26 protein-coding genes are annotated in these 24,246 nt (G+C 43.1%); 2 read left to right on the forward strand and 24 right to left on the reverse strand.

The features are described from left to right. Positions 1-7: 7 nt before the first annotated feature. The 18 genes from C1G49_RS02110 to C1G49_RS02195 form a co-directional block, all read right to left on the reverse strand. Positions 8-919 (reverse strand): LPXTG cell wall anchor domain-containing protein, encoded by a 912-nt coding sequence (locus tag C1G49_RS02110; protein ID WP_105124427.1) that lies wholly within the window; start codon positions 917-919, stop codon positions 8-10. A gap of 67 nt (positions 920-986) precedes the next feature. Beyond that, complete coding sequence (locus tag C1G49_RS02115) at positions 987-1,961, reverse strand: hypothetical protein (protein ID WP_105124428.1); 975 nt, start codon at positions 1,959-1,961, stop codon at positions 987-989. Further along, positions 1,945-2,211, reverse strand: a complete 267-nt coding sequence (locus C1G49_RS02120) for a hypothetical protein (protein ID WP_105124429.1) — start codon at positions 2,209-2,211, stop codon at positions 1,945-1,947. Before C1G49_RS02120 ends, C1G49_RS02115 begins: the two co-directional genes overlap by 17 nt. Before the next feature lie 27 nt (positions 2,212-2,238). Then, positions 2,239-2,901 (reverse strand): hypothetical protein, encoded by a 663-nt coding sequence (locus tag C1G49_RS02125; protein WP_105124430.1) that lies wholly within the window; start codon positions 2,899-2,901, stop codon positions 2,239-2,241. Positions 2,902-2,921: 20 nt separating this feature from the next. Beyond that, the gene (locus C1G49_RS02130; protein ID WP_105124431.1) at positions 2,922-5,513 is read right to left on the reverse strand and encodes a phage tail tip lysozyme; all 2,592 of its coding nucleotides are present in this window, start codon (positions 5,511-5,513) and stop codon (positions 2,922-2,924) included. 11 nt (positions 5,514-5,524) lie between these two features. After that, on the reverse strand, positions 5,525-7,891 hold the full coding sequence (locus C1G49_RS02135) for a VirB4-like conjugal transfer ATPase, CD1110 family (RefSeq protein ID WP_105124432.1): 2,367 nt from the start codon (positions 7,889-7,891) through the stop codon (positions 5,525-5,527). Continuing rightward, positions 7,845-8,201 (reverse strand): PrgI family protein, encoded by a 357-nt coding sequence (locus C1G49_RS11135; RefSeq protein WP_172041059.1) that lies wholly within the window; start codon positions 8,199-8,201, stop codon positions 7,845-7,847. Before C1G49_RS11135 ends, C1G49_RS02135 begins: the two co-directional genes overlap by 47 nt. Before the next feature lie 70 nt (positions 8,202-8,271). Further along, a complete protein-coding gene (locus C1G49_RS02145; protein ID WP_238595835.1) occupies positions 8,272-8,694 on the reverse strand; it encodes a lactose transporter in 423 nt (140 codons plus the stop codon). A 45-nt stretch (positions 8,695-8,739) separates the two neighbouring features. Beyond that, positions 8,740-9,471 carry a type IV secretion system protein gene (locus C1G49_RS02150; RefSeq protein ID WP_105124433.1) on the reverse strand — a complete coding sequence of 244 codons (732 nt, stop codon included), beginning with the start codon at positions 9,469-9,471 and terminating at the stop codon, positions 8,740-8,742. A gap of 20 nt (positions 9,472-9,491) precedes the next feature. Further along, complete coding sequence (locus C1G49_RS02155) at positions 9,492-9,719, reverse strand: hypothetical protein (RefSeq protein WP_024396466.1); 228 nt, start codon at positions 9,717-9,719, stop codon at positions 9,492-9,494. A 4-nt stretch (positions 9,720-9,723) separates the two neighbouring features. Next, positions 9,724-9,957: a YdbC family protein gene (locus C1G49_RS02160; RefSeq protein WP_029749933.1), complete on the reverse strand. Its 234-nt coding sequence runs from the start codon at positions 9,955-9,957 to the stop codon at positions 9,724-9,726. A gap of 98 nt (positions 9,958-10,055) precedes the next feature. After that, positions 10,056-10,391 (reverse strand): hypothetical protein, encoded by a 336-nt coding sequence (locus tag C1G49_RS02165; protein WP_105124435.1) that lies wholly within the window; start codon positions 10,389-10,391, stop codon positions 10,056-10,058. A gap of 283 nt (positions 10,392-10,674) precedes the next feature. Continuing rightward, positions 10,675-11,568 carry a replication initiator protein A gene (locus C1G49_RS02170; protein WP_105124436.1) on the reverse strand — a complete coding sequence of 298 codons (894 nt, stop codon included), beginning with the start codon at positions 11,566-11,568 and terminating at the stop codon, positions 10,675-10,677. Beyond that, complete coding sequence (locus C1G49_RS11140; protein ID WP_024396470.1) at positions 11,568-11,759, reverse strand: hypothetical protein; 192 nt, start codon at positions 11,757-11,759, stop codon at positions 11,568-11,570. The genes C1G49_RS02170 and C1G49_RS11140 overlap by 1 nt, the downstream gene beginning before the upstream one ends. A gap of 150 nt (positions 11,760-11,909) precedes the next feature. Then, a complete protein-coding gene (locus C1G49_RS02180; RefSeq protein WP_105124437.1) occupies positions 11,910-12,539 on the reverse strand; it encodes a copper homeostasis protein CutC in 630 nt (209 codons plus the stop codon). A 49-nt stretch (positions 12,540-12,588) separates the two neighbouring features. Then, on the reverse strand, positions 12,589-13,497 hold the full coding sequence (locus C1G49_RS02185) for a DMT family transporter (RefSeq protein ID WP_105124438.1): 909 nt from the start codon (positions 13,495-13,497) through the stop codon (positions 12,589-12,591). A 74-nt stretch (positions 13,498-13,571) separates the two neighbouring features. Beyond that, the gene (gene galT, locus C1G49_RS02190; RefSeq protein ID WP_105124439.1) at positions 13,572-15,053 is read right to left on the reverse strand and encodes a UDP-glucose--hexose-1-phosphate uridylyltransferase; all 1,482 of its coding nucleotides are present in this window, start codon (positions 15,051-15,053) and stop codon (positions 13,572-13,574) included. 9 nt (positions 15,054-15,062) lie between these two features. Continuing rightward, entirely contained in the window at positions 15,063-16,235 is a 1,173-nt protein-coding gene (locus tag C1G49_RS02195; protein ID WP_105124440.1) for a galactokinase, read from the reverse strand. Positions 16,236-16,367: 132 nt separating this feature from the next. Here C1G49_RS02195 and C1G49_RS02200 point away from each other — a divergent pair, with 132 nt between their 5' ends. Further along, a complete protein-coding gene (locus C1G49_RS02200) occupies positions 16,368-17,366 on the forward strand; it encodes a LacI family DNA-binding transcriptional regulator (RefSeq protein WP_105124441.1) in 999 nt (332 codons plus the stop codon). 52 nt (positions 17,367-17,418) lie between these two features. Here C1G49_RS02200 and gatB read toward each other — a convergent pair whose 3' ends face one another. The 6 genes from gatB to C1G49_RS02235 form a co-directional block, all read right to left on the reverse strand. Continuing rightward, positions 17,419-18,858: an Asp-tRNA(Asn)/Glu-tRNA(Gln) amidotransferase subunit GatB gene (gene gatB / locus C1G49_RS02205; protein ID WP_105124442.1), complete on the reverse strand. Its 1,440-nt coding sequence runs from the start codon at positions 18,856-18,858 to the stop codon at positions 17,419-17,421. Continuing rightward, positions 18,858-20,324 carry an Asp-tRNA(Asn)/Glu-tRNA(Gln) amidotransferase subunit GatA gene (gene gatA, locus C1G49_RS02210; RefSeq protein ID WP_105124443.1) on the reverse strand — a complete coding sequence of 489 codons (1,467 nt, stop codon included), beginning with the start codon at positions 20,322-20,324 and terminating at the stop codon, positions 18,858-18,860. The genes gatB and gatA overlap by 1 nt, the downstream gene beginning before the upstream one ends. Further along, positions 20,324-20,626, reverse strand: a complete 303-nt coding sequence (gene gatC, locus C1G49_RS02215) for an Asp-tRNA(Asn)/Glu-tRNA(Gln) amidotransferase subunit GatC (protein WP_105124444.1) — start codon at positions 20,624-20,626, stop codon at positions 20,324-20,326. The genes gatA and gatC overlap by 1 nt, the downstream gene beginning before the upstream one ends. A gap of 282 nt (positions 20,627-20,908) precedes the next feature. Continuing rightward, positions 20,909-21,460 (reverse strand): cysteine hydrolase family protein, encoded by a 552-nt coding sequence (locus C1G49_RS02225; protein ID WP_105124446.1) that lies wholly within the window; start codon positions 21,458-21,460, stop codon positions 20,909-20,911. A gap of 1 nt (position 21,461) precedes the next feature. Beyond that, positions 21,462-22,250, reverse strand: coding sequence for a GTP-sensing pleiotropic transcriptional regulator CodY (gene codY / locus C1G49_RS02230; protein WP_105118588.1), 789 nt, complete (start codon positions 22,248-22,250; stop codon positions 21,462-21,464). 163 nt (positions 22,251-22,413) lie between these two features. After that, positions 22,414-23,628 carry a pyridoxal phosphate-dependent aminotransferase gene (locus C1G49_RS02235; protein WP_105118589.1) on the reverse strand — a complete coding sequence of 405 codons (1,215 nt, stop codon included), beginning with the start codon at positions 23,626-23,628 and terminating at the stop codon, positions 22,414-22,416. Between the two features lie 154 nt (positions 23,629-23,782). On the opposite strand from C1G49_RS02235, the gene C1G49_RS02240 reads away from it, so the two are divergent. Further along, positions 23,783-24,235: a universal stress protein gene (locus tag C1G49_RS02240; protein ID WP_105124447.1), complete on the forward strand. Its 453-nt coding sequence runs from the start codon at positions 23,783-23,785 to the stop codon at positions 24,233-24,235. Positions 24,236-24,246: the final 11 nt, after the last annotated feature.

Below are 24,246 nucleotides of genomic sequence, written 5' to 3' on the forward strand. Positions count from 1 at the left end.
ATTTGACTTAATTATCTTTGACCATTTTTTTCTTGAATAAGAACGCTCCTAGCATCATGATAATTCCTGAAATTGTTAGCATTGTATTTTCCTTTTCGCCAGTTGTTGGGAGTGTTTTTGTTTCACCTGTATTGGTCTTAACAGAAATTGTCTTGTCCGCATTGACAACTCCTCCTACCACTTCAGGAGCAACTGTTGCTGTTGTACCATCGTTATATGCCACCACAACTTGGCTATTTTGTGTGGAGACAATTTGATAGCCTGTGTTGGTGTAAACGGGTGCTGAAGGAGTCACGTTAGAAACCACTTGACCTGTTACTGTTGACGTTGTCCCAACTTGACTAGCTCCTGCATTAACCGCTGTTTGAGCAGAAACAGCTGGGTTATTGGTTGGAACAGATGGATTTGGGGTTAGTGTTGTTGTCCCTCCGTTTACCGTTGGAACGGTTACTGTCCCATCGCCATCAGATGATGGTTCTGTTGTTGTGGTGGGTTCTGTTGGCTGGGCTGGCTCACTTGGCTCAGTCGTAGTGCTTGGTTTTGTTGGTTCAGTTGTCCCATCTGTTGGCGGAACAGTCGTATCTGACGGCTGTGTGACCGTTGTGGTGTCCGTTGGTTCTGTTGTGGATGGTTCTGTCGGAACGGTCACATTCGGGTCAGTAGGAGTCACCACATCGCCCCCTGTTGTGTCTGTTGGCACTGTTGGCGTTTCTACTGGGTTAGTTGGGACTGTCGGAACAGTCGTATCATCTGATGGGGTTGTTGGGGTAGGTTCTGAATTGCCAAGTGTTGGCTCAACTGCCACCGCTGGGGTGTCCGTTGTCACGGGCACATTTTCATCCGCAAAAGCGGTCAGTGAACTAGCAGAAGCCAATACGGCAACTGAGTAGAGTGTCATCATTTTTGTCCATTTTTTCATTGTGTTTCCCTCTTGTTTTTTATAGTGATTAAAATAGCTATTTTAATCATGCTTTTAATAGTGATAGTTATTCTCCAAAACTAGAGAACTTAGGCTGACCGACTAACACATAGCCATAAGTGGCTGATTCTGATTCCTGAAAAGGAAGGGTTAGGCGGACAGTCTTGACAGTGTCACCCTTAGTTGTGACCACAAAGGTCACGTTGATAGTGTCTTTAGTTTTTGAAACACTTTCATAGATGGTGGATTGCACTTGTTCATCTGTTTTGGCTGATACGCCTTCAGCCTTCAAGTCCTTACTCAAGAAATCCTTGAGGTTGTCATCACTGCCTGAATAATAGTTAGCAATGAAGAACCTACCGACCACCTCGACCTGCCCTTGATTCTCTTCAAAGGTCATACGGTCTTCAAGCGCTTTAATCATTTGAGTTTGTTTCTGAAGCACGGCAAATGAAGCCAGAGACAAGCCTAGCGCTCCAACCGCTAGTACCTTCCAAACAAGCCCCCTTGATGCTGGTCTTGCTTTTGGTTGATGTGGCATTCGGGGAGACGTGCCTTTTTTCTTCCCTCCTTTAGGGGATTTGACCGTCTTAGGTTTGGCTGACGGTTGACCAAGTTCCAAACGATGCGGATTTGGTCTTACCTCCTCTTCAGGGGCTTCAAGACTCTCTTCTGATTCCTTCGGTGCTGAGATTGGCGCTGTAAGCCCCTGTTCCATGTTTTCCATGGATGAGTCTTCATAAACCTCCTCAGAAACGTTATTTTTTGGTTGGGACTTGTGGCGCTGAAGGAAAGTGAAGCCCTTCTTCTCCCTTTTCAAACCAAAGCCATCTAGGGCTTCTTCTACGATAAACTGAAGAGGAAGAGACAAGCTCCTATTATCAAGAACCTCCCCATCTTCTGCCACTTGCTCTAGCTGAAGCGTGATAAGCTCGTTTCGGTCTTCTGCCCAAACCGATTTTTCATTGATAACGGACAGGAGTTCATCCCGATTAGCGCAGGTTTCTTGTTGACGGGTTTGAAGATTAGTGATTCGAAACATAACCGTCACCACCATTCTCAGTAGCATCCTCAGCCGTATCTTTGGCGAAACGTTCCAGCTCCTCAATAGATTTGCCTGATTCAGTCATCAAAGCGACAATATATTCAGCTTTAGTGGATTTCAATTGCTTAGTCAGCTCTTTTTCCTTGGTGACCAGTTGATCTTTTTGAGATTGTACTTTTTCAAGCTCTTTTTCCAATTTTTCTGTTTTTGCTTTCAGCCCTTGGCTTTGTGATTTTCTAGTGACCATTCTTTTTCTCCTTTTCGGTTACTAATGTTAAGAAGCATCTTCTTCAGAACTGGATTCAGTGCTGTCTTCAGATGCTGACGTGTCTTCTGAAGAGCTTTCTGTCTCTTCTGATGACTTGGTAGTGTTATCTAAGATTCCGTAGTCTCCACTTTGGTCAGTCAAGATGATTGATTCCATCTTATTGACCTTAAATGCTCCATTCTCATTGACATAAGTGAGCCGAAGCGTAAGTTTATTCATCACATCCTTTTGAGCGGTATCATAGTTTTTCTTTTCATCAAGAAGCGTATTAACATAGTTGACTTGTACGATGACAGACAATTTTTCTTGATTGATAAAGATTTCAGATGACTTGTATTTAAAGTCAACGACAAATCCTTTATAGGTTAGGCTGGTGGGTTCTTCTTCTTTAGCAATTTCTTGTTGATAAAGACCTGATGTCATGTATTCCTTATAACGGTTTCGATTCTCTCCAAGGTCTTTTTTAGTGAAATAGTTAATCAGGAAATCCTCGACCTGCTTTTGAGTCAGGGCTGTTTCTATGGTCTCTTGTTGAGCTTCTATTTTGGTAATTTTATTTGGACTACCTGACAGGGTTTGACCGATTCCCACACCGACCACCACAGCCACAATGACCAAAAACACATAGCTGATTATTTTCAAAGCCTTGAGCTTTTTCAAATCTATCATAATCTTCCTTTCTTCTTTGACTATTTTGGGGGTATCGCAAATGATAAATAACTTTGATTCGTCCAAACGCCCCAATGAATTTTATTTTGAATCCCCTTAATGTTACAATCCGAGATTAGAAATGTTCCATCAGGGTTAACGTACTCTACATAAGCAACATGTCCATATCTAGCATCTGTTCCCCAAAAGCCTCCCTGTATAGACATAACCGCTCCAGCGACAGGTTTGTCACTATATCTCCATCCTTTCGCAACTAAATTTCTTACCCAATCTTGACCGTTTCCTAGCCAATTGTAATGTGGGGAACCTGCTTCAACTAAACGATTATAGACATACCATGTACATTGACCAACAGGGTAGGTATTTCCTGCCAAACTAGAAGTAACAGTGGCTGATGATGGGTATGATTTTAACTTTGCTGTGTACTCTGTTGGAAAGTTCCAGGATGCTTGAAGGGTGGCGCTTCCACCTCGCGTCCTACCTGAAGACGGATTTTTCAGAAAGGACTGCACTTGTTGGGCATTATTTTGACGTTCCAATAACTTATCTCCAGCATTTCCTTCCCAAAAAATAAGAAAATCTTGAGTTAGCTTTTTAACATCTTCTTTTGAATGAAGGATATCTTTAAGTGTCCGAATATAATACGGACTATCTCCGTCCCACATGAAGTCTAACTGAAGTTCTAAGTCATACCATTTTTTTCCTTTTGACCTAGCATAGTTTAGTAAAGCAGTATGTCGTGTAGAACCATCTTTTGTATCCGTCCATTGACCCAAGCCTAGTCCACGCCTGAGAATATTGGGGTGTCTACCGTCATAAATTGACGGACCATTTATTGACAACCAATTTGGATCATCCCATGAATTTCCCGATGCTCCAATCGGTGGACTTAGATGGTCTCCTTCCGCACGTCTAGCTGTAATATGGCTTTCTGTCCAAAAATTTCCAAGCATCGCCGAGACACCATTGATAGTGATGGTATCATCTTTTTTCTTCAGATAGTTATAGATGTCGGTGATTTTCTTACCAATATCACCATTAATATCCATATTTGAGATGACGGATGTGGTCTGATTGTACTCTACTTTTGGCAAGTAAAAGCCGACATTGACCCAAGCCCATTCTTTCTTTTTCTTGTTCTTGAGTTTCTTGTAATAGACTTCTTGACCAGCCATATCACTCACTTCACCGATTTCATCGCCTGCCTTGACCCTGTCTCCATTTTTAACTCGAATCCGTGCCACTTTTTTATAAGTGAATTGAGCATCTTTGGTCTTGATGGTCACATCCTTCCCTTTGATAGTGACCCTTCCCTCCATAACCGCATAGAGTTTGTCACCTTGATTTGCCTGCAAAATAGAACCGTTATACATCTTGTCTTTAGACGTATAGCCAAAGCGTTTATCAATACGGATTGGAGAAAGCTCTTCATCGCTGACTTGGTTGTTGAAAGGATTGTCAAGGTCATTATAAGTGATATAATAGCCAACCTGTTTAGTTTGGGCTAGGATTTCATCATAATCTGAGATAGCATCTTTACTGAGTTTCAGATACTTGTTATCCGTTGACGTGTAAACATCCGCCATCGTCTTCAAGTTATCTTTATCCCCGTTTAACTGCTCCCATATATCAGACAATAAATCTCTATATGAATGTTTGACTTGATACCACTTTTTGTCTTTTTCGTCATACTTGGCATCTAGGGTAAAGTCTTCATGTTTATACCCCATAAACATCATAATGTCGTTAATATTTGTCCAATAGTCCACTTCATCATTTGACTTTTCACGGTCAATCTTGGACAAGTATGTCCAAGTGTCCGTGAGGTCAAATTCATTTTGTGATACTGTGCTACTTCCGCCACCTGTAATAGCCCCAAGAAGGGCGATGAGGAAGAACCCAAGAAACATGATGAGATAGGCTTTGGCTGATAAGGGATTTTTCAGCACTGTCAGGACTGGTTTAGCCACTTTTGCCCCAACTTTTTTAGTGACGCTTGCAGTTTTACCCGCTTTTGAGGTACGCCAGCGCATCCGTAAGCGGTCATACTTGGTTTTGACTTTGGTTTCCCATCGATTGGCGACTGGGGTTCTTGTAAATCCTCGACCACGGGAAAGGTTATAGATGCGGTTTCCTGCCCCGTATATGCCCCGTGTTGCACCCTTTCCAATCTTGACGGTATAATTGCCCAACTTCTTAGCTTGTCTCACTTCAGCGTGTGTTCTGCGAATATTCTGACGGGCTGAAGCAATATCTTCTAAAACGTCATTATCCTGAAAAGCAGAATCCACGGCTTGAGAAGCCTGATGATGCGCAACTCGTCCGACTTTTTGGAGGTTTGTCCCTCCGTTTCGTTGAATCGCTTGGCGCTTTTTAGATTTAGCGCTCTTCTTATTCTCTCTTAGAGTTTCAAGTTCTTTACTAGCGACCGTCCGTCTTGCCTTTGTTTTCTGTCCCAAATAACGCTTTTCAGCATCCGTTTTGGGGTTCAGAAGCCGTGCTTCCCTCTTTTCAGCCTGCTTATAGCTGTTTTTCGTTGTCTTGAGGTCAGACTTGGCTTCCTTGTACTCACGTTTGGCATCTCGGAGGTCTCGTCTTGTTTGTCTTGACAACGGTACACCTCCTAAGCATCTGTGGTCACAAGCTCATACAGTCTTGTGTGTTTAGGAATAGGATTTTCAAAAGGAACAACCACCTGACCTGCGACAATCAAGCCTGTCCCTTTTGCTTTTGGTTTTTCAATATACCTGATGAGGGTTGGCGTTAATGTAATAGCTTTTGCAAGAGCTTCAAGGTCAGATTTCTTGTGCTTCAAGAGAATCATAAACTCACTATTTGAGACCAACTTCCGCCCTTCTTCTTTATTCATCAGGGTTTCAATATTTTGAGTGATGGCTGTTGCAATCGCTCCATATTTACGAACCCGAGAATAAAGTTCTGTAAAGAAGATTGCCTGTGCTTCTTCCTTGAAGAACAGTTGGACCTCGTCAAAGTAGATGCGAGTGGTCAACTTCCCTTGTGAAGCGACAACCTGATTCCAAATATAGTCTTGAATAACCATCATGGCAAAGGGTTTGAGTTTTCCTGATAAGCGCTTCAGGTTGAAGACCACAAAGCGGTCAGTAATATCTACGTTTGTTTCGTGCGCAAAAATATTCTGTGACCCTTTGGCATAGATTTCTGACTTCAGGGCTAGCTCATGTGCTTCAGGTTCTTCTTGCTCTTGAAGAATATCATGCCAATCCTTGAGGGTTGGGGTTCTATCAACTCCTTCAAAGCGTTTGTAAGTTTCACGAGTCACACGGTCAATAATCGTGTATTGAATATCTCCCACTTCGTCAAGAATTGACTCAAACAACCCCATCAGCAAGTTCGACTTATCCCCAATAGGGTCATCATCTTCATCTTTCAGCTGACTCACATCAGGCAAGTCCATCAGATTCAAATGAGACTTAGACCCGATGAAAATATCCACCAACTGCGCCCCAAATTCTCGCCCAATATCAGAGTATTCATCTTCAGGGTCAACAATGATGATACGGTCTTCAGGGTTCTTCAGGTAGGTTGGGATAATTTCCATAGTCTTCACGGTAACAGATTTACCTGACCCTGAAGACCCAAGCACCACGCCTGACCCTGTATTCAGGTCAGCCTTACGGTCAACTGTGATAACGTTATTAGACAGTTGATTTTGTCCGTAGTATAGCGCCCGTTCACTTTCTGATTTGAGGTCAACGTTAGTGAAGGGAACTTGAGTCGCAAGGTTGGCTGTTGTCATATCACGAACAAATCGACGTTTGACATTTAAGAAGGTATGACCGATAGGAAGGATGGTGTTCAGCCCCTCCTCCTGATAGTAATAACATTCTTGAAAATCTACGCCCACCTTACGGGAAGCGGTCTGAATTTTATCCGTGATACTTTTCAGCTCCTCTTCATCTTCAGCCTTAAAATAAATGGCAATCAGCCCTGAAAAGGCTTTTTGGTCATTATCGTCAATCTCTTCCTTCCACCGTCTCGTGGATTCAGAGACTTCACGTGCTCGACCACTAACCGCCAATTCTTGGTCAATCCCTTCCTGTGCACCTGACCGTTGTGCCTTAACCATTTCAGCCTTGATAGTGGTGTCAGCGTTGTTAATCTTCTTCATGAAGCCTGAAGGCTCATAGGGTTCAGCTTGAACCGTGATAGCCAATTCGACGCCAATATCCGTTAAGTTCTTAATCATGCGGTCAGTCAGGAAGGTTGGGAAGTTTCGGGCATACATGACCTTAGCGACCCCTTCATTGATACGGAAACGATTTTCCAAAAAATGAAGCCTGTTAGGGGCGATAAAATCTTTGGTATGCAATTCAGACAAGGCTATATCTCGGAAAGTGTACGGAAGTTTGTGCTTCCCTAGAAGTAGCTCCGCAAACACATCTAGCCGTGCCTTCCCGTCCATTTCCTCAAAAGCAATATCCATCTGAGAATATTGATTTTCAAGGGAGTTTCCTAATTCACTCAGGTTAGCATCTGCCTGCCCTCGATTGTAGGCTTCTGTCTTTAAGGTGACATATTTTTCAACTTGAAAATTCTTTGAATCACTTGAAAAACGGCTTTCAATCATCTCATTGTATTCCTTACGAAAATTATCAAAGCCGTCACCCACTTCATCATATTTGATTTGGTCAACGGCATTGTCTTCAATCCTGCGATTGATAACTAAGAGCTGAAAAGTCGTCCCTGCATCTAGTGAGTTGAGCGCTTCGGCGTGTGTGTCAATCACGTCAATCTTTTCATCCTGATTGGCTGAAAGATAAGCCACGTCTCCCAAGCGGTAGGTTCGTGACCATTCATTTTTTGCAATGTGCATCAGCCCATTTTCAAATAGGCTATTGTATTTAATTGTATTCTGAGTTGAAGCTTTCAAGGAGCGTTTCAGCCGTGCTTTACGTTCCTTTTCAGCTTTCGTCAGTTTCTTTGATTTTCTTCCAAGATTTAAAATCATCAGTCGTGAACTCCTCTCCTTCCTCAAATTCAGTAATATAAGCCCGTTTTTGGACTTTGAGATTAAACAGTACCTTATCTTTGAATGATTCATCAAAACCTAGCCCATAAATAACAAAGGGCGGGGCAATGAGAAGCGCCACAAGGTACATGAAAATGTCCGAGAGTCCCATTAAGGAAATGGTGATAGTGATGCTGACCACTATCCCTATGCCAACCATCATCACTAATAGCCGTTTGGTCATGCCAAAAGCTATCGGTCTTTCATAGTTGTCAAACTCCTTTAGGAACTCGCTTCCTAGTTTGTTCATAAAACCTCTTTCTAGCTACAATAAAAACACCTTGCAAGGCAAAGTGTTTGTTCAACATATTCAGTTTTGGTTATTCTCTTATTTGAGCTATGGTTACAAAGATTGAAGCAATTAAGCCTAAAGCCATGATGGTCAAAATAACTGTATTGTTAAACGGTTGAACATCCAGCGAGGAATTACTTAAGACAATAGTGTCATAAACAATATAAGCAATGACCCAAAAAATAGCAAACCCAATAGACAACTTAATCCAGTTCAAAAGAACGCTTAAGAGGAAAAAGGGAGTCGCTATCAAGAAACCTAAAATCATCACAATTCCTGAAAAAAGAATCCCAAAGAACGAACCAATTCTAGACCAAATTGAGCGTTTCGCTCGCTTAGGAGCTATTGGCTGAACAGGCGTAGGTCTTTCAGCTTGTTCTGAACGATTTAGAGACGATGACAGCTTAAAGTGATTCCCTTCTCGTCTAAAATGATACTTGGTTTCTGACATAATCTCACCTCCCAATATATCTATTTTACCAAATTTTACGTGCTTTTACATGGCATTTAAGAGAGTTTTTGCCAAACGTTGGCTACCAAAGAGCGCAATGATATAGACAATACTTTTCGCAATTGATGCAAAAGCTGTCACCCAATCTCCCTCACCAGCCTTAAGCATATCATCCGTAACCAAAGCAGGATAGAGCTTGACAATAATGACCAGAAGCAAGCCTTGTAAAGCGTAAGATGCAAAGAGCTTGAAAAAGTTAATCGCAATTTGCCTTGTTTGTTCTGACATGAAGAAAGCTATAATGAGTGGTCCGACCGCTTTCAAAATATACATTTGGAAGAATCTCATAAAGACCAATATTTTAGCACTAACATTTGCGACAAACTCCGTTGCTTTTGCCACTATGCTAACAATTTGCTTAAAAATCCATCCACTGATGCCTGAAGTGTCAACGTCAGAGCTGAAATCTTTTTTAGGTAATACACCATTGACAAGAGCTATTCCCTTATTAAATACCAAGATGATAAAATCGAAAATTTCTGAAAAGTTGTAAACCAAGAGAAAAGCTATCACATAGCCTAGCGCTACTTCCATCCAAAGCTGAATGGTCAAGCTACCACCTTCTTGTCCTAACCTGCGATTCCATGACAAAATATCAAAGAGAAAGAAGGTTAGAATCAAGATAGATGCTACTGGTAACAACGCATTTCCAATTTTATCCGCATACTGATTGACTGTTGAACTATATTCAGCTAGAGAATTTGTGATATTATCCATTCACTCTAGCTCCTTTCGACTTATACAGAAATACTTTGAAGCATTGTAATGATAGCTTGGCAGACAGCAGCGCCAATCACGCCTACTGCTCCACCGTTGACCATTGAGTTGCCACCTTTTTCTTGGCGCATAGAGTCGTTATTGTTACGACCACCAAAAAAGTCAATAGCTCCTGTAAGAACCCATACAAGACCTGTAATACCAACTACTACTTGAACAATTCTAAAAACACTAACTGCTGTATCCATAATTTTAATCCTCTTTCTGATTTTTGTTTAGATTGATTTGTTTAATTGCATCTGCAAGGACTTTCATCTCGTCCTTGAAAAGTGTGACACCTTTGCCAACTCGTGAATGGTCATTTTTCCATGACCGAATATCATATTTTGGCTCAGCATCATTCCATGAAATAATATTAAGTTCCTTTTGCCATCCTGTCTCAGTGGTGGATAAGGTTGCAATATGTTCAACCACCTCAAAACGGATAGGCTCATTATTATCTTTTTTCGGGTGACGGTCAGACTGGTTTCTTGCTTCCTGTTGGTCTTCAAAACTCCAACCATTCCCATTCTTCCAATCCGTCATCAATCTCCTCCTGTTTGTCGTTTTCTAGTGCGGTGATATCCTGTCCCTGTCAACTTCAGAACATTGGTCAAACCGAAGCGACACCTTCTCGCAACTAAAATTCCATTTCGTTCAATCGTGCGAATTGCTGAAAAGACATCCTTGTACTCGACTTTGAGCTCAACGGTCATTGGTTTTCCTGCAACATGGCCTTTTCTTTTCAGCGTGCCATATTTTGGCTTTAACGTGAGTATCTCACCACTGTCAAGATAGGCTGAAGCACCACCTTCACGTCCTAATTGTGTTAAGTCTCTGATGCAAACGTCATTGTTTGCAAGGTCTTCAAATTTATTCATTCTTTTCTCCTTCTCGAATAAATTTAGGTTGATTTACACCCATGCTGTATAACCTCCTTTTGGTTATAGCCGTGTTTCATACGCACCGTTTATGGTCATAACGGCAAACCTGCGAAAAATGCAACTTGTGACTGAGACTAGATAACTAGTTTTACACTCCGCCCCCAATTTTGTATCTCATAGTCACGCTGTATCAGGGCAGAGGGGGTATTCAATTGTCAATGGTCAGCAAGTAGTTTCACGACTTGCTCAGGTCAAATAACGTTATACCTGAAAAGAATAATTATCCTACGCCTTTATTCTGTTCTTTGCGTATCACTTGATTCATTTCAGCTAATATGCCATTGAAAACATATTCAGCAATCACCTCAGAAGAATAAGCAAATCTCATATTTTCTAAAGCATATTGATAACGTGTATCAAAATGAATCATCGCATAATCAGCAGACGTCTGAGAAAAATTCTCTTTTAGCAACTGGTCATGTACCAACTCATAGATATACTCACGGTCATACTTGGTAGCTTTATCAACTTTTCTTGAAATAGCAGAATATATTTTTTCTTCTTCAAAAGTTTGAGAAACTATTTCCTCATCGTCATCAAAATGACTGACTTTATTATTGTTCTCTTTAATCTCACTCACTTTAGTATAAGTTGAGTCGTAATTTGCGACTTCTTGAAGTCTAATTCCACGACTTCTTGAAGTCGTATTTTCCGACTTCCGGAAGTCGGCTTTTTCGACTTCCGTTGATTTCACTGGATTTAAGAGCTGTTGGGCTTCCTCAAATTCCATATTAAGAATTTGAATATCTGTGATAGCGTTCTTGACATAGATGCGATTAGCCTTATTTAAACCTTGTCTAACTTCATCAATCAGCCCATATTTAATTAACTCTTTTTTCAACTTCATGACTTTATCTCGACCACAACCAAGGTCTTCAGACAAGTCCTCAATGTTGTAATAAATAAAAATATCGCCCAAATCATCCACGAATCGTAAGTCACCTTTACGAGTGCTATCAAGCGAGGCACTTAAACGGTCACGGCAAAGCATAAACATCAACTTAGCTTCTGCTTTCAGTTTGCGGTAATAACTAGATTTAATAACCACTTTTGGAAGCTGATAGAAATTGTCGCTATTCAGTGCTTGCTCTAAGGATATTCTTCCGTATGCCATTATCTTACCTCACCAACTTTCAGCATCATACCACCTTGTTCAGGAAACTTAATCAAGTTATACTCTTCAAGTTCCTTCAAAGATTCAACTACTTTTTCACGTGACCATCCTGTATCATTCATCAATGACACAATAACCATATTTCTTGATTGTCTTTGTTTAGCACGCAATTTTTTATGATTTGATTTCATAATTGAACCTCCGAGAGTTAGTATGAGAAAAAACAAAAGAGAACGCTTTTCACGTTCTCTCAATGTTATTTATTCAATTCTCCCAATTCAGGACACATACAACTTTTGTTACATATTTACACCAAGTATATGAATACAAGTAATTCATCGCTACCAAAACAAACGAGTTCCATGAACCTGATCCACAGGTATTTTTTCTAGTAATTCAGGCACATTGTCCACTGTCAAGCCACCACCAATTAAGATTTCAAGCTTACCTTGGGCATAGGAAACAAGCTCCTGCAACCAATCGACATTGTTCAAGGCAGACCCCGTCAAACTGCCTCTTGTCAAAATCCGTGTCACTCCATGAGCTGCCAGCCAATCAATAGCCTCAAATTGACGTTGGCGAGGGATTTGATCAAAAGCCATGTGAAATACAATTTGGCACCCCTGCGATACAGCAAACAAGCGTTCCAAAGTGACTTGATCCAGCCAATTATCCTCTGTTAAAACACCAAATACTAAACCATCTGAACCCAGTTCTTTAGCTACTTTGCAATCTTCCACCATCATCTCAATCTCTGCCTCATCGTAGCAAAAATCACCACCACGAGGGCGAATCATGGTCATGACTGTGACTTCATTCTCATGAGCCAGTTGACAAACGGATTTAATCACTGCATAACTTGGCGTTGTTCCCCCAACTGCTAAATTATCACAAAGTTCTATCCGCTGGGTACCCATTGAGATAGCTTTGGCAAGATCTACATGGTTTTCCGAACAAAATTCTCTTATCATTGCAATTTCCTCTTATGTATTTTACTTTAGTATACCAAAAAAGAGTATATTAACCAATACTCTTTTCCGTAATCAAAAAATCCTTTAGCGAAATCAGCAAAACTGCTAGTAGAATACAAACCATACCGACTAAATCCATGCTCGTAAAAACCTCATTAACCAACCACACTGCAAAAATAATGGAAGCAACAGGTTCAATAGAAGCTAGCAAGCTGGCATTGACCGGGCCGACCATGGTAACCCCTTTGAGAAAGACTGTATAGGCAAAGATGGTCCCGACACCAACAATCCCCACTAAGCCAAACATACTTCCACTATCTAATTGAAGGGGTTCTTGCCAGGTCTGTAAACCAAAAGTAACCATCAACCCTCCCATCAACATCCCCAGACCAATGACCGACAAACTACCATACTGGTCAATAACTTGGGCAGGTAGGATAATATAGAGAGCATAGGTCAGGGCTGAGAAAAGTCCCCATGCTAAACCAAGCGGGGTAATCGCTAGTTCCGTCAACTGTCCATGGGTTGCAATAAAAAAGGTTCCTACAATTGCCAAGACAATCGAAATCACTTCGACCCCTGTCGGTCTTTGCCTATCTTTCAAGCAGGTATAGGCTAGCACTAAGATAGGGCAGAGGTATTGGAGAACTGTTGCCGTCGCCGCATTTGTATAAGCAATAGCTTGTAAATAGGCCAGCTGATTGAGGGCTAGACCAAACAAGGCAAAAAGACATACAGCTAGCACGGCGCGTCCATTTTTCAAGAGTGCAAGCAAATTTCTCCTAGCTGTCACAGCACACAGACCGAGCAAAACAAGACCTGAAACCATCAGGCGCATGGAGGTAATCAACTGTACAGACATGCCTCGTCCGATTAAATACTGTCCACTCACCCCTGACAAGCCCCAGGCAATCCCTGCTATTAAGGTTATCAAGGTTCCCCATCTTTTTTCTGTCATCCTAACTCCTTCATCTCGTGTCAATAGTCCCATTATACCAAAAGAGTAGGACACCGTCCCACTCTTTGCTGTCATTATTTTTTGAGGCCCACAAACTCCACAAAGCGCATAAAGGCTGCCTGACCTTCTGGAGTTCGTTTGTAGACACCAGCATCTTCTAGGACACGGGCGAAAATTTGTCCGACAGATGCTCGAATGATTTCTTCAGCCCTTTCTTCTGTCACATCTGGATGCTCAGCCTTCAACCTATCCGCCCAAGGCTGATGGTAGGCTGCTACCTGACTGTCTTGACCTAGTAAGTATTTCTTAACTTCAGCCAATTCCGCCTTCAAACGTGGTGGCAAAATCGCCAAGCCCATGACCTCAATCAAGCCAATGTTTTCTTTCTTGATATGTTGGACATCTGGGTGTGGATGATAGATGCCGTCTGGAAATTCTTCCGAAGTCTGATTGTCGCGGAGAACCAAATCCAACTCATACACATCCCCTCGCTTCCGAGCAATCGGGGTAATGGTATGATGAGGAGTGCCATCCGTTTCAGCCTTAATCTGAACGGCATCATCTGAGTAGCTCCGCCATTTTTCCAAAATCTTAGCCGCCAGGCTCAATAGCGCTGACTTATCTGACGAGCTCAAACGAATAACCGACATAGGCCACTTGACAATGCCAGCAGATATGGACTCAAAGCCGTCAAAGACCAGCTGGCGTTCTAGCGGCGCCTTTTCCATGGCAAAACTGTGCCGCCCACCCTGATAGTGATTATGGGTCAAGATGGAGCCACCCGAGATTGGTAGATCTGAGTTGGACCCGACAAAATAATTTGGAAAGATGTCCAGCAAGTCCAAGAGCTGTTCAAAGGTTTGGGGACTGATCACCATAGGCACATGCTCTTGGTTCAAGAAAATAGCATGTTCATTGTAGTAGGCATAAGGCGAATACTGGAAGCCCCACTTTTCCTTGCCAAGATCTAAGCGAATAATGCGGTGGTTGGCGCGTGCTGGATGATTAATCCGACCTTGATAGCCCTCGTTTTCCATACAAAGCAGGCACTGAGGGTAATTAGAAGCTTCTGCTAAGCGAGCCGCCGCAATAGCCTTAGGATCTTTTTCAGGTTTGGACAGGTTGATGGTAATTTCAAGATTGCCGTAGTCTGTCGGTGTTTGATAATAGATATTTTTGGCAACAGCCGCCACCTTGATATAGTCATTTCGCTTGCTCAAGGCATAGAAATCTGCCACAGCCTGCTCTGGACTATCCTGGTAGGTCTGCCAAAAATCACGATTGACCTGACTAGGACTTGGCGTGATTAAGTCCATCAAACAAGCCCCAACCATGTCCTGTTCTTCCAACAATTCTCCAACAAAACCAGTTCGAACTCCATGAGCCAATAGCTCATCTTTTAATTCAATCAAGTCCTCTAACTCCGTTTGGACAGTCAGAACCTGGTCTCCCACCAGAGCCAAGACTCGATTACGCAGGTAAAGGGCATCCATTTCTTCAAAATCACTGTTGGCAATAACCTGCTCAACAAAACGATCCACCAATCCAGCCATCATTTCTCCAATCTATTTTCGAGATAAAAGGCGAGAGCCACCAGCAATCTCCGCTACATAGAAGCTTGGCTCATAGCCAACCACTTCAGTATAGGTCTTGCCGACATTTTCCGTGAAGGCTTCAACCTTATCCTTGTGGACAATGGCAATGCCACAGCCACCGAAACCAGCTCCTGTCATCCGAGCACCGAGAACCCCTTCTTGCTCCCAAGCTGTGTGAGCCAAGGTATCCAATTCCAAACCTGTCACTTCATAATCATGCTCCAGGGAAACATGGGAAGCATTGACCAGACGACCAAAGGTTGCCAAATCTCCTTCTTCCAAGGCCTTACGAGCCTGCAAGGTCCTTTGGTTTTCCAATACAGCGTGACGGGCACGCTTGATGCGGTTTTCATCTTTGATTAAGTAACTATATTGGTCAAAGGTCCACTCATCCAATTCACCTAGAGTTTGAATAGTCAAGACTGCATTCAATTCTTCTACAGCTTTTTCACATTCCGCACGGCGCTCGTTGTACTTAGAATCCGCCAATTCACGACGTTTGTTGGTGTTCATGATGACGATCACATGGTCCCCCAAATCCAATGGCACCAATTCATATTCAAGTGTATTGGTATCCAGATAAATGGCACGTTGGTCCGCTCCCATACCGATCGCAAATTGGTCCATGATCCCAGAATTGACACCGATAAAGTGATTTTCCGTTTGCTTACCAATTTTCACCAAATCAAGACGAGTCAATTCAAGTCCATACAATTCTTCTGCGATAATGCCGATTAAAAGTTCCAAGGAAGCTGATGAAGACAAGCCTGAACCATTTGGAATATTACCGTAAACAAAGACTTCCATACCTGTATCAATGACATGCCCTGCTTCTTGCAAGAATTTGAGAACACCCTTGGCATAGTTGGTCCAGTTGTCCGCCTTATCAAAGACTAAGTTGTTCAAATCTACCTCAATCACACCAACCTCTTCAAAGTTAGCTGAATAAAAACGTAGTAGCTGGTCATCCCGTTTGCGAGCAGCCCCATAAGTCCCCAAAGTAATAGCCGCAGGAAACACATGACCACCGTTGTAGTCTGTATGCTCACCAATCAGGTTAATCCGACCAGGTGAGAAGAAAGTTGCATCCGCCTCTTGACCAAACACATCGAGAAAGGCTTGCTTGAGTTGTTCTGTGTTCATAGGAACCTCCTTGATTTTGTAATCGTTTTCTTTTATTGTACAACTTAACAATATAAAAGTCAATGTATTTACTAAAAATTTACTAATTTTAGTATTTGTGCTATACTAGATACAAATAGATAGGAGAATAGCATGGTTACCATAAAAGACATCGCTGAAAAGGCTCAATTATCATCTGCCACCATTTCCCGCGTACTCAAGAACGACCTGACCCTATCCGTCAGCCAAGAAACCCGCGACCGCATTTTCAACTTGGCACAGGAATTGGGCTACACCAAACACATCAAAAAACAAGCACCACAACAAAAAGGCACCATCGGCATTATCCAATGGTACACTGAAAGCGAAGAGCTAGCCGACCTCTACTACTATTCCATCCGTGCCAGCATCGAACAGACCGCCAGTCTTCTCGGCTACCAAATCGTCCGCTCCTTCAACGACCTGACCAATCCTCTACTTCAAGGACTGGATGGCATCATCGCAGTTGGTAAATTTTCTTCTGGGCAAATAGCAGAGCTGGCTAGCCTGTCAGCTAAGCTGATCTTTGTAGATTCTGATACACTGACCGAGGGATTTTCCTGCATCACGACTGACTTTGAACACTCTGTACAGACAGTTATTAACCACTTCCATTCACAAGATCTGACAGACATTGGTCTCCTAGTTGGACAGGAAGAAACCACAGACGGCCACCAACTGCCAACAGATCCCCGCCTGACTGCCTTTCGTGACTACCTAGACACCTTGGGCATGCTCCAAGAAGACTACATCTACCAAGGAAAATTCTCAACCCAGTCAGGCTATGAGCTGATGAGCCAGGCTATTGAGGACCTTGGCGACCAACTGCCCCCAGCCTTCTTCATGGCCAATGACACCCTGGCGGTCGGTGCCCTGCGTGCTTTACAAGAACGTCAAATCGCAGTGCCCGATAGAGTCCAACTCATCACCTTTAACGATACAGCCATCACCCGTCAGGTCTACCCAGCCCTGTCTTCCATCAGCGTCTTCACCGAGGAAATGGGCCAGGAAGCCATGCAGCTGCTGGACCGGGTGATTGCTAGTCCGCACCCCTACCATCCCCGTAAGATTAAGCTAGGGACTCAGCTAGTTATCCGGGAGAGTTCTTATTGAAAGTGTAAAAACCGAGAGTTCCAACGAATTCTCGGTTTTCTGCTATTCAATTTTAATCCAACAACTTAGCCAATTCCTGAGCCAAGAGTTGTTGAGCAACTTGTGGGTTAGCTTGTCCCTTGGTTGCTTTCATCAAGAAGCCTGTAAAGGCCTTGTCTGCATTGCGTTTGCCAGACTTGAAGTCAGCTACGGCTGCTTCGTTATCCGCAAAGACTTGGTGGATAATCGGAATGAGGACTGCTGGGTCTGAAATCTGTACCAAACCAGCCTTCTCAACATAAGCCTTAGCTGAGCCGCCTTCCTTAGCCAAGTGAACAAAGACTTTCTTGGCAATCTTAGATGAAATAGTACCATCCGCAATCAAGGCAATCATCTCGACCAAGTTTTCAGGTGTTAAGGCGATTTGCTCAATAGTCTTACCTTCAGCATTGAGGAATTGAGCTACTTCACCCTGCAACCAGTTGGAAACTTGTTTAGCATCGCCACCTGCTGCCACTGCTGCTTCAAAGAAGTCAGACAGAGCTTTGGTTGATGTCAATTGACCTGCATCATAGGCGGTCAAGCCCAAGTTTTCCACGTAGTTGGCACGGCGAGCCTTTGGAAAGACTGGCAATTCTGCACGCACTTCCTCAATCCAGCTATCATCAATCTCATAGAGTGGTAGGTCTGGCTCTGGGAAGTAACGGTAGTCCGCTGAACCTTCCTTGACCCGCATAAGAATGGTTTCCCCAGTAGATTCGTCATAACGGCGAGTTTCCTGCTGGATTTGACCACCTGAACGCAAGATTTTGGCCTGACGTTCTACTTCATACTGCAAGCCCTTGCGAACATAGTTGAAGGAGTTGAGATTTTTCAACTCAGTCTTGGTACCAAATTTCTCTTGACCATAGGGACGAAGGGAGATGTTGGCATCCACGCGCATAGACCCCTCTTCCATCTTGACATCTGAAATACCAGTGTACTGGATGATTTCTTTAAGGGCTGTCAAGTAGGCATAGGCCTCTTCAGGCGAGCGCATATCGGCTTCTGATACAATCTCAATCAATGGCACGCCCTGACGGTTGAGATCTACATAAGAGTAGCCGTCTGTCCCGTGGGTATTCTTACCAGCATCCTCCTCCAAATGCGCACGTTCGATACGGATTTTCTTGGTTGAACCGTCTTCTAGCTCAATCTCAATCCAGCCATTGTAGCCAATCGGCTCGTCAAACTGGGAAATTTGATAGGCTTTCGGGTTATCAGGATAGAAATAGTTCTTACGGTCAAAGTGCATATCCTTGTGAATGTCCATGTTCAAAGCCAAGGCAGCCTTAATACCAGCATCCACAACACCCTTGTTAAGAACAGGAAGAACACCTGGGAAAGACCAGTCAATCACGTTGGTATTGGCATTTGGATCCTCACCAAAATGCGCAGATGAAGGTGAGAAAATTTTCGAGTTGGTATTCAACTCCACATGGACTTCTAGACCAATAATCGTTTCAAAGTTCATTAGTTAGCACCTCCAAAAATCACTGGTTGTTGCTTGTGGTAATCTGTTGTCGCCTCAAAGGCAGCAGCTACTTGGTAAATGGTCTCTTCTGAGTATTTTGGACCAATCAACTGCAAACCAACTGGCAAGCCTTCTACAAAACCAGCAGGAATCGAAAGACCAGGAAGACCTGCCAAGTTTACAGGAATTGTTAACAAGTCCGCCAAGTACATAGCCACAGGGTCATGGTTGAGCGTGTCCAAACCAAAGGCAACCGTCGGAGCTGTCGGCCCCAAAATCAAGTCATAGTCCGCAAAGACTTTTTCAAAATCTTGGATAATCAAGGTCCGCACCTGACCAGCCTTCTTGAAGTAGGCATCGTAGTAACCAGATGACAAGCTAAATGTCCCTAACATAATACGACGTTTGACTTCCTCACCAAAACCTTGGCTACGGGTTTTCACGTAAATCTCATCCAAGTTTGTCGCATCTTCTGCACGGAAACCATAACGGATTCCGTCAAAACGTTGCAAGTTAGAAGACGCCTCTGATGAAGCGATGATGTAGTAAACAGCAACCCCATACTTAGAATGTGGCAGGCTGACTTCCTCGATAATCGCCCCCAGGCTTTCCAAGTGCTTAGCCGCCTTGAGAATGGTTTCCTTAACCTGCGGATCAATCCCTTCGCCCATGTATTCTTTTGGCAGAGCAATCTTCATACCCTTGATGTCCTGACCAATCTTGCTAGTGAAGTCAGCAATTTCATTGATGGTTGATGTCGCATCCTTGACATCATGGCCAGAAATAACATTCAATAATTGAGCATTTTCCTTAACTGTCTGTGAAAATGGACCAATCTGGTCAAGAGATGAACCAAAGGCAATCAAACCAAAACGTGACACCGTTCCATAGGTCGGTTTCATACCAACGATACCATTAAAGGCTGCAGGCTGGCGGATGGAGCCGCCTGTGTCAGAACCGAGTGACAAACGGACCTGACCAGACGCAACAGCAGTAGCTGAGCCACCTGATGAACCACCAGGAACTTTTGTCTGGTCCCAAGCATTTTTTGTCGGTTTGAAGGCAGAGTTCTCATTAGAACCTCCCATAGCAAATTCGTCCATGTTGGTCTTACCAACAACAATCATATCCTTGGCATAGGCCTGAGCAACCGATGTCGCATCGAAAATCGGCTCATAATTATAAAGCATTTTTGAAGCAGCAGTGGTCAAAATCCCCTTCGTAGAGATATTGTCCTTAACTGCCAAGGGAATACCAGCCATGACATTGTCTGCATCGATTCCCTTTTCATCAAGGGCAGCAGCCTGCGCCAAGGCCGCATCTTCTGTGATAGTCAAGAAAGCATCCACTGCTCCCTCACGGCTCTTAATGTCTTCCAAAGTTGCCTTGGTCAACTCAACCGCAGAAATCTCCTTTTTGACAAGGAGGTCATGCAATTCATCAATGGTTTTATTGTTAAAGGTCATTAGGCATCTCCTCCCGCGTCTAGAATAGCTGGTACCTTGATAAAGTTATCTTGGGCTTCAGGCACATTTTTAAAGAGCGCCTCACGGCTCTCACCTTTTTGGGCAATATCTGCACGTAAAACATTCTTACGGTCAGCCATGGTTGTCGTCACCGCAACACCTGTCGTATCCACTTCATTGAGCAATTCAACCATATCGACAATCTTGCTCAAACTTGTCGCAAATTCCGCTGTTTCCTGGTCCGAAAATTCCAGCTTGGACAGCTTGGCAACGTGACGGACTTCAGCTTCAGAAATCTTCATTCTTACTTTCCTCCTAATGGAAATCTATCTTCTCATTATACCATATTTCCAGCTCCACACAAAGGTAGATATTCCCTCCGATGGAAGCTTTTTTTCGGCAAAAAGAGGCTGGGCTCAAGCTCAACCTCGCTTCTCAGGGTTCGTGTCAACATCTCAGCGCAGTGGTTGATTGGCAGATTTGTTCGTGTTTTACACTCCAAATCTGACCTAATCAACTGTGCGGGGGCGGGAAGACGAACTCTTTTTTGACCAGTCGAGTTCTTTCCCGCTCCCTCCTAAACCCTAATCTATAATGGTCGCACCAAGCACATGGCGCAGATGGTTGAGAGCAAATTGATGGCTCTCCTCCGTCAATGCGGCAATTGCAGAAGCCACGACCTCAATCCGATAGCCTTTATTGTAGGCATCAATAGCTGTATGCAGGACACAGATATCAGACAGGACACCTGTCAAGACCACCGTATCCACCCGACGTTCTCTCAAACGAACATCCAAGTCCGTACCAGAAAAGGCCGAATAATGTCGCTTGTCCATCCAACGAACACGGGCATGATCCTTGTTTTCACTATAAAAATCCGCCAAAGGGCCGTACAAATCTCGCCCGTCTGTTCCCATGATATTGTGAGGTGGAAAGAGCTTGCTTTCAGGATGCAAGTCATCCCCCTCTTCATGACCATCAATGGCAAAAACGATATAGTCCCCATTTTCAAAGGCTTCCCTTGTCACCTGGGCAATCCGCTCAGCAATAGCCTGAGCAGGTTTCCCCGCGGTTAATTTGCCATGGTCAGCCACAAAATCAACCGTATAATCAATCGAAATCAATGCTTTTGTCATCTTAGTAGTCACGTTTCTTAATTTCATCAAAGATAGCTGGAATGAGGACCTTCAAATAAGTTCCTTTCATACCAAGCGAACGACTTTCAATAATCCCTGCACTCTCCAACTTGCGCAGGGCATTGACGATCACAGAGCGAGTAATGCCGATACGATCTGCAATAACAGAAGCCGTCAATTGACCTTCATTACCATTCAATTCGCCCAAAATAGCCGCAACAGCCTTCATTTCAGAATAGGAAAGGGTATTAACCGCCATATTGACCGCTGCACGACGACGAATATTTTTCTCATCCTCTTCTCGCTGGAAGTTAAGTAGTTGGATACCTACTACTGTTGCCGCAATCTCAACCAAAATCAAATCTTCTTCGTGGAATTGCTCTTCATTGCGCCAGATAATCAAGCTTCCAAAGCGGATGCCCGTCACATGGATAGGAGCAATGGTGGTCAAACCATTCGGGTAGATCGAACGAGATTCCACAGGAATAGCTGTCAGCTCACTCTCAACTGGCAAGTTAACCTGGGTATCATAGACCTGAGCAATCGATTTTACATATTCTTCTGGATACTGTTTGTTAATATAGAACTCTTCAACCCTGTCATTATTGGTCTTGTAGTTCATATGATAACCCAAAATCTCACCCTCACTATTGATAATGCAGGCGTTGCAATCAATTATATCAGATAAGTGCTCCGCTATGGCATTGTAAGGCAATTCTTCAGCCAATTGCTCTTCGGAACGCTTCAAAATAGAAGTAATATCCCGAGTTTTTTCTAATAATGTTGTCATATGTTCCTCTTTTTACTGTAGTTACACTTATTATACCGAATTATTAGGCAAATTTCAACAATTATCAGAAAATTTACTATTTTTGAAATAGTACTTACAATTAAAAGCATAAAAAGAAAGAGGCTGAAAATTCAACCTCTTATCACTATCACATTTCGTCTGATTATCTACGATATTGACGCAAGAAACGAGTCATTTTTTCCTGAATTTCTGCCAATTCATCTACACGTGGCAGATAGACAATTCGGAAATGGTCCGGATCTTTCCAGTTGAAACCACGACCATGAACCAGCAAAACTTTCTCTTGCTTGAGGAAATCCAAGACAAATTGTTCATCATCGTCCACTCGGTACATATCGCGGTCAATCTTAGGAAAGACATATAATCCCGCCTTTGGCTTGACTGCTGATAAACCAGGAATATCATTGATAGCCTTAGTAATAAATTCTCGTTGTTCGTACAGACGACCACCTGGCATGAGTAGTTTGTCAACAGATTGAACACCGCCCAAGGAAGTCTGAACAACTTGCTGAGCCAATACGTTTGAACACAAGCGCATATTGGATAACATGTTCAAACCTTCAATATAGCCCTTCACATGTTTCTTTGGTCCAGACAAGACCATCCAACCCACACGGAAACCACAGATACGATGGGATTTTGACAAACCATTCATGGTCACGACAAATAAGTCTGGTGCCAAGGTCGCAATCGGAATATGAACCGCACCATCAAAGACCATCCGATCATAAATCTCATCAGAGAAAATAATCAATTCATGTCTGCGAGCAATATCAATAATTCCCTCCAAGACCTCTTTGGGATAAAGAGCACCCGTTGGGTTGTTAGGGTTGATCAAGACAATGGCCTTGGTCCGTGAAGTCACCTTGGCCTCCATATCAGCTAAATCTGGGTACCAATCCGCCGCCTCATCACAGACATAATGGACAGCCTTACCACCAGCCAAACTCACAGCTGCCGTCCAAAGTGGATAGTCAGGCATAGGTACCAAAACCTCATCCCCATTGTCTAGCAAGCCCTGCATAGACATAACAATCAGCTCACTGACACCATTACCAATATAAATATCTTCGATATCCACATTTGGAAACTTCTTCAACTGACAATACTGCATAATCGCCTTACGGGCTGAAAAAATTCCCTTACTATCAGAATAACCTTCTGACTTACGAGCATTGTGGATGAGGTCACGAATAACCTCATCTGGAGCAGTAAAACCAAATTCAGCAGGGTTTCCTGTGTTTAAACGCAGAATTTGCTCTCCATTAGCCCGCATACGCATAGCCTCTTCCAAAACTGGACCACGAATATCATAAGCTACATCATCTAATTTCGTTGATTTATTAAACTGTTTCATGTCGTCACCTCGACTTTCTTCTGTTTTCTATTTTACTTCAAAAGTCAAAAAAGTACAAGAATCCCTTTACATTTTCTCCCAAAAGGCTTATAATATAAATGTAATGATAACCTATACTTCTAGGAATGAATACTTGCTGAAAGGAGTGACTAGTATGACACAATCTTACAAGACCATCCTCGTAGCTGTCGATGGATCCACAGGTGCTGAATTAGCTCTACACAAGGCAATTCACGTTGCCAAACGCAACCAGGCTCGATTGGTTATTGCCCATGTAATCGACACGCGGGCCCTTCACAATGTTGTTGCTTTTGATGCTTCTGTCTATGAAACATTAGAAAAAGAAGCGGAGCTATTGCTAGAAGAGTACAAACAAAGCGCTGTTGAGGCTGGATTGGCAGAAGTTCAGATCTATATCGAATTTGGTAATCCCAAGACCCTATTAGCAATAGATATTCCTAAAGAAACTGGTGCCGATCTCATGTTACTTGGGGCAACAGGGCTTAATGCCTTCGAACGCCTCCTTATCGGTTCTTCATCTGAATACATCATGCGCCACGCAAATATTGATTTACTCATCGTCCGCGATGGTGAAAAAAGCTTATAAAACAAGAAAAG

The sequence above is a fragment of the Streptococcus suis genome, from assembly GCF_002960625.1.
GTDB lineage: Bacteria > Bacillota > Bacilli > Lactobacillales > Streptococcaceae > Streptococcus > Streptococcus suis_T.

Coding starts and splice junctions, on each gene's coding strand:
- C1G49_RS02145 (WP_238595835.1), bottom strand. CDS start 8,694: ATGTCAGAAACCAAGTATCATTTTAGACGAGAAGGGAATCACTTTAAG.
- gatC (WP_105124444.1), bottom strand. CDS start 20,626: ATGAAGATTTCTGAAGCTGAAGTCCGTCACGTTGCCAAGCTGTCCAAG.
- C1G49_RS02185 (WP_105124438.1), bottom strand. CDS start 13,497: ATGACAGAAAAAAGATGGGGAACCTTGATAACCTTAATAGCAGGGATT.
- C1G49_RS02115 (WP_105124428.1), bottom strand. CDS start 1,961: ATGTTTCGAATCACTAATCTTCAAACCCGTCAACAAGAAACCTGCGCT.
- gatA (WP_105124443.1), bottom strand. CDS start 20,324: ATGACCTTTAACAATAAAACCATTGATGAATTGCATGACCTCCTTGTC.
- C1G49_RS02240 (WP_105124447.1), top strand. CDS start 23,783: ATGACACAATCTTACAAGACCATCCTCGTAGCTGTCGATGGATCCACA.
- C1G49_RS02195 (WP_105124440.1), bottom strand. CDS start 16,235: ATGAACACAGAACAACTCAAGCAAGCCTTTCTCGATGTGTTTGGTCAA.
- C1G49_RS02125 (WP_105124430.1), bottom strand. CDS start 2,901: ATGATAGATTTGAAAAAGCTCAAGGCTTTGAAAATAATCAGCTATGTG.
- C1G49_RS02110 (WP_105124427.1), bottom strand. CDS start 919: ATGAAAAAATGGACAAAAATGATGACACTCTACTCAGTTGCCGTATTG.
- gatB (WP_105124442.1), bottom strand. CDS start 18,858: ATGAACTTTGAAACGATTATTGGTCTAGAAGTCCATGTGGAGTTGAAT.
- C1G49_RS11135 (WP_172041059.1), bottom strand. CDS start 8,201: ATGAACAAACTAGGAAGCGAGTTCCTAAAGGAGTTTGACAACTATGAA.
- C1G49_RS02155 (WP_024396466.1), bottom strand. CDS start 9,719: ATGGATACAGCAGTTAGTGTTTTTAGAATTGTTCAAGTAGTAGTTGGT.
- galT (WP_105124439.1), bottom strand. CDS start 15,053: ATGATGGCTGGATTGGTGGATCGTTTTGTTGAGCAGGTTATTGCCAAC.
- C1G49_RS02180 (WP_105124437.1), bottom strand. CDS start 12,539: ATGATAAGAGAATTTTGTTCGGAAAACCATGTAGATCTTGCCAAAGCT.
- C1G49_RS02135 (WP_105124432.1), bottom strand. CDS start 7,891: ATGATTTTAAATCTTGGAAGAAAATCAAAGAAACTGACGAAAGCTGAA.
- C1G49_RS02170 (WP_105124436.1), bottom strand. CDS start 11,568: ATGGCATACGGAAGAATATCCTTAGAGCAAGCACTGAATAGCGACAAT.
- C1G49_RS02165 (WP_105124435.1), bottom strand. CDS start 10,391: ATGAATAAATTTGAAGACCTTGCAAACAATGACGTTTGCATCAGAGAC.
- codY (WP_105118588.1), bottom strand. CDS start 22,250: ATGACAACATTATTAGAAAAAACTCGGGATATTACTTCTATTTTGAAG.
- C1G49_RS02200 (WP_105124441.1), top strand. CDS start 16,368: ATGGTTACCATAAAAGACATCGCTGAAAAGGCTCAATTATCATCTGCC.
- C1G49_RS02225 (WP_105124446.1), bottom strand. CDS start 21,460: ATGACAAAAGCATTGATTTCGATTGATTATACGGTTGATTTTGTGGCT.
- C1G49_RS02120 (WP_105124429.1), bottom strand. CDS start 2,211: ATGGTCACTAGAAAATCACAAAGCCAAGGGCTGAAAGCAAAAACAGAA.
- C1G49_RS02235 (WP_105118589.1), bottom strand. CDS start 23,628: ATGAAACAGTTTAATAAATCAACGAAATTAGATGATGTAGCTTATGAT.
- C1G49_RS02150 (WP_105124433.1), bottom strand. CDS start 9,471: ATGGATAATATCACAAATTCTCTAGCTGAATATAGTTCAACAGTCAAT.
- C1G49_RS11140 (WP_024396470.1), bottom strand. CDS start 11,759: ATGAAATCAAATCATAAAAAATTGCGTGCTAAACAAAGACAATCAAGA.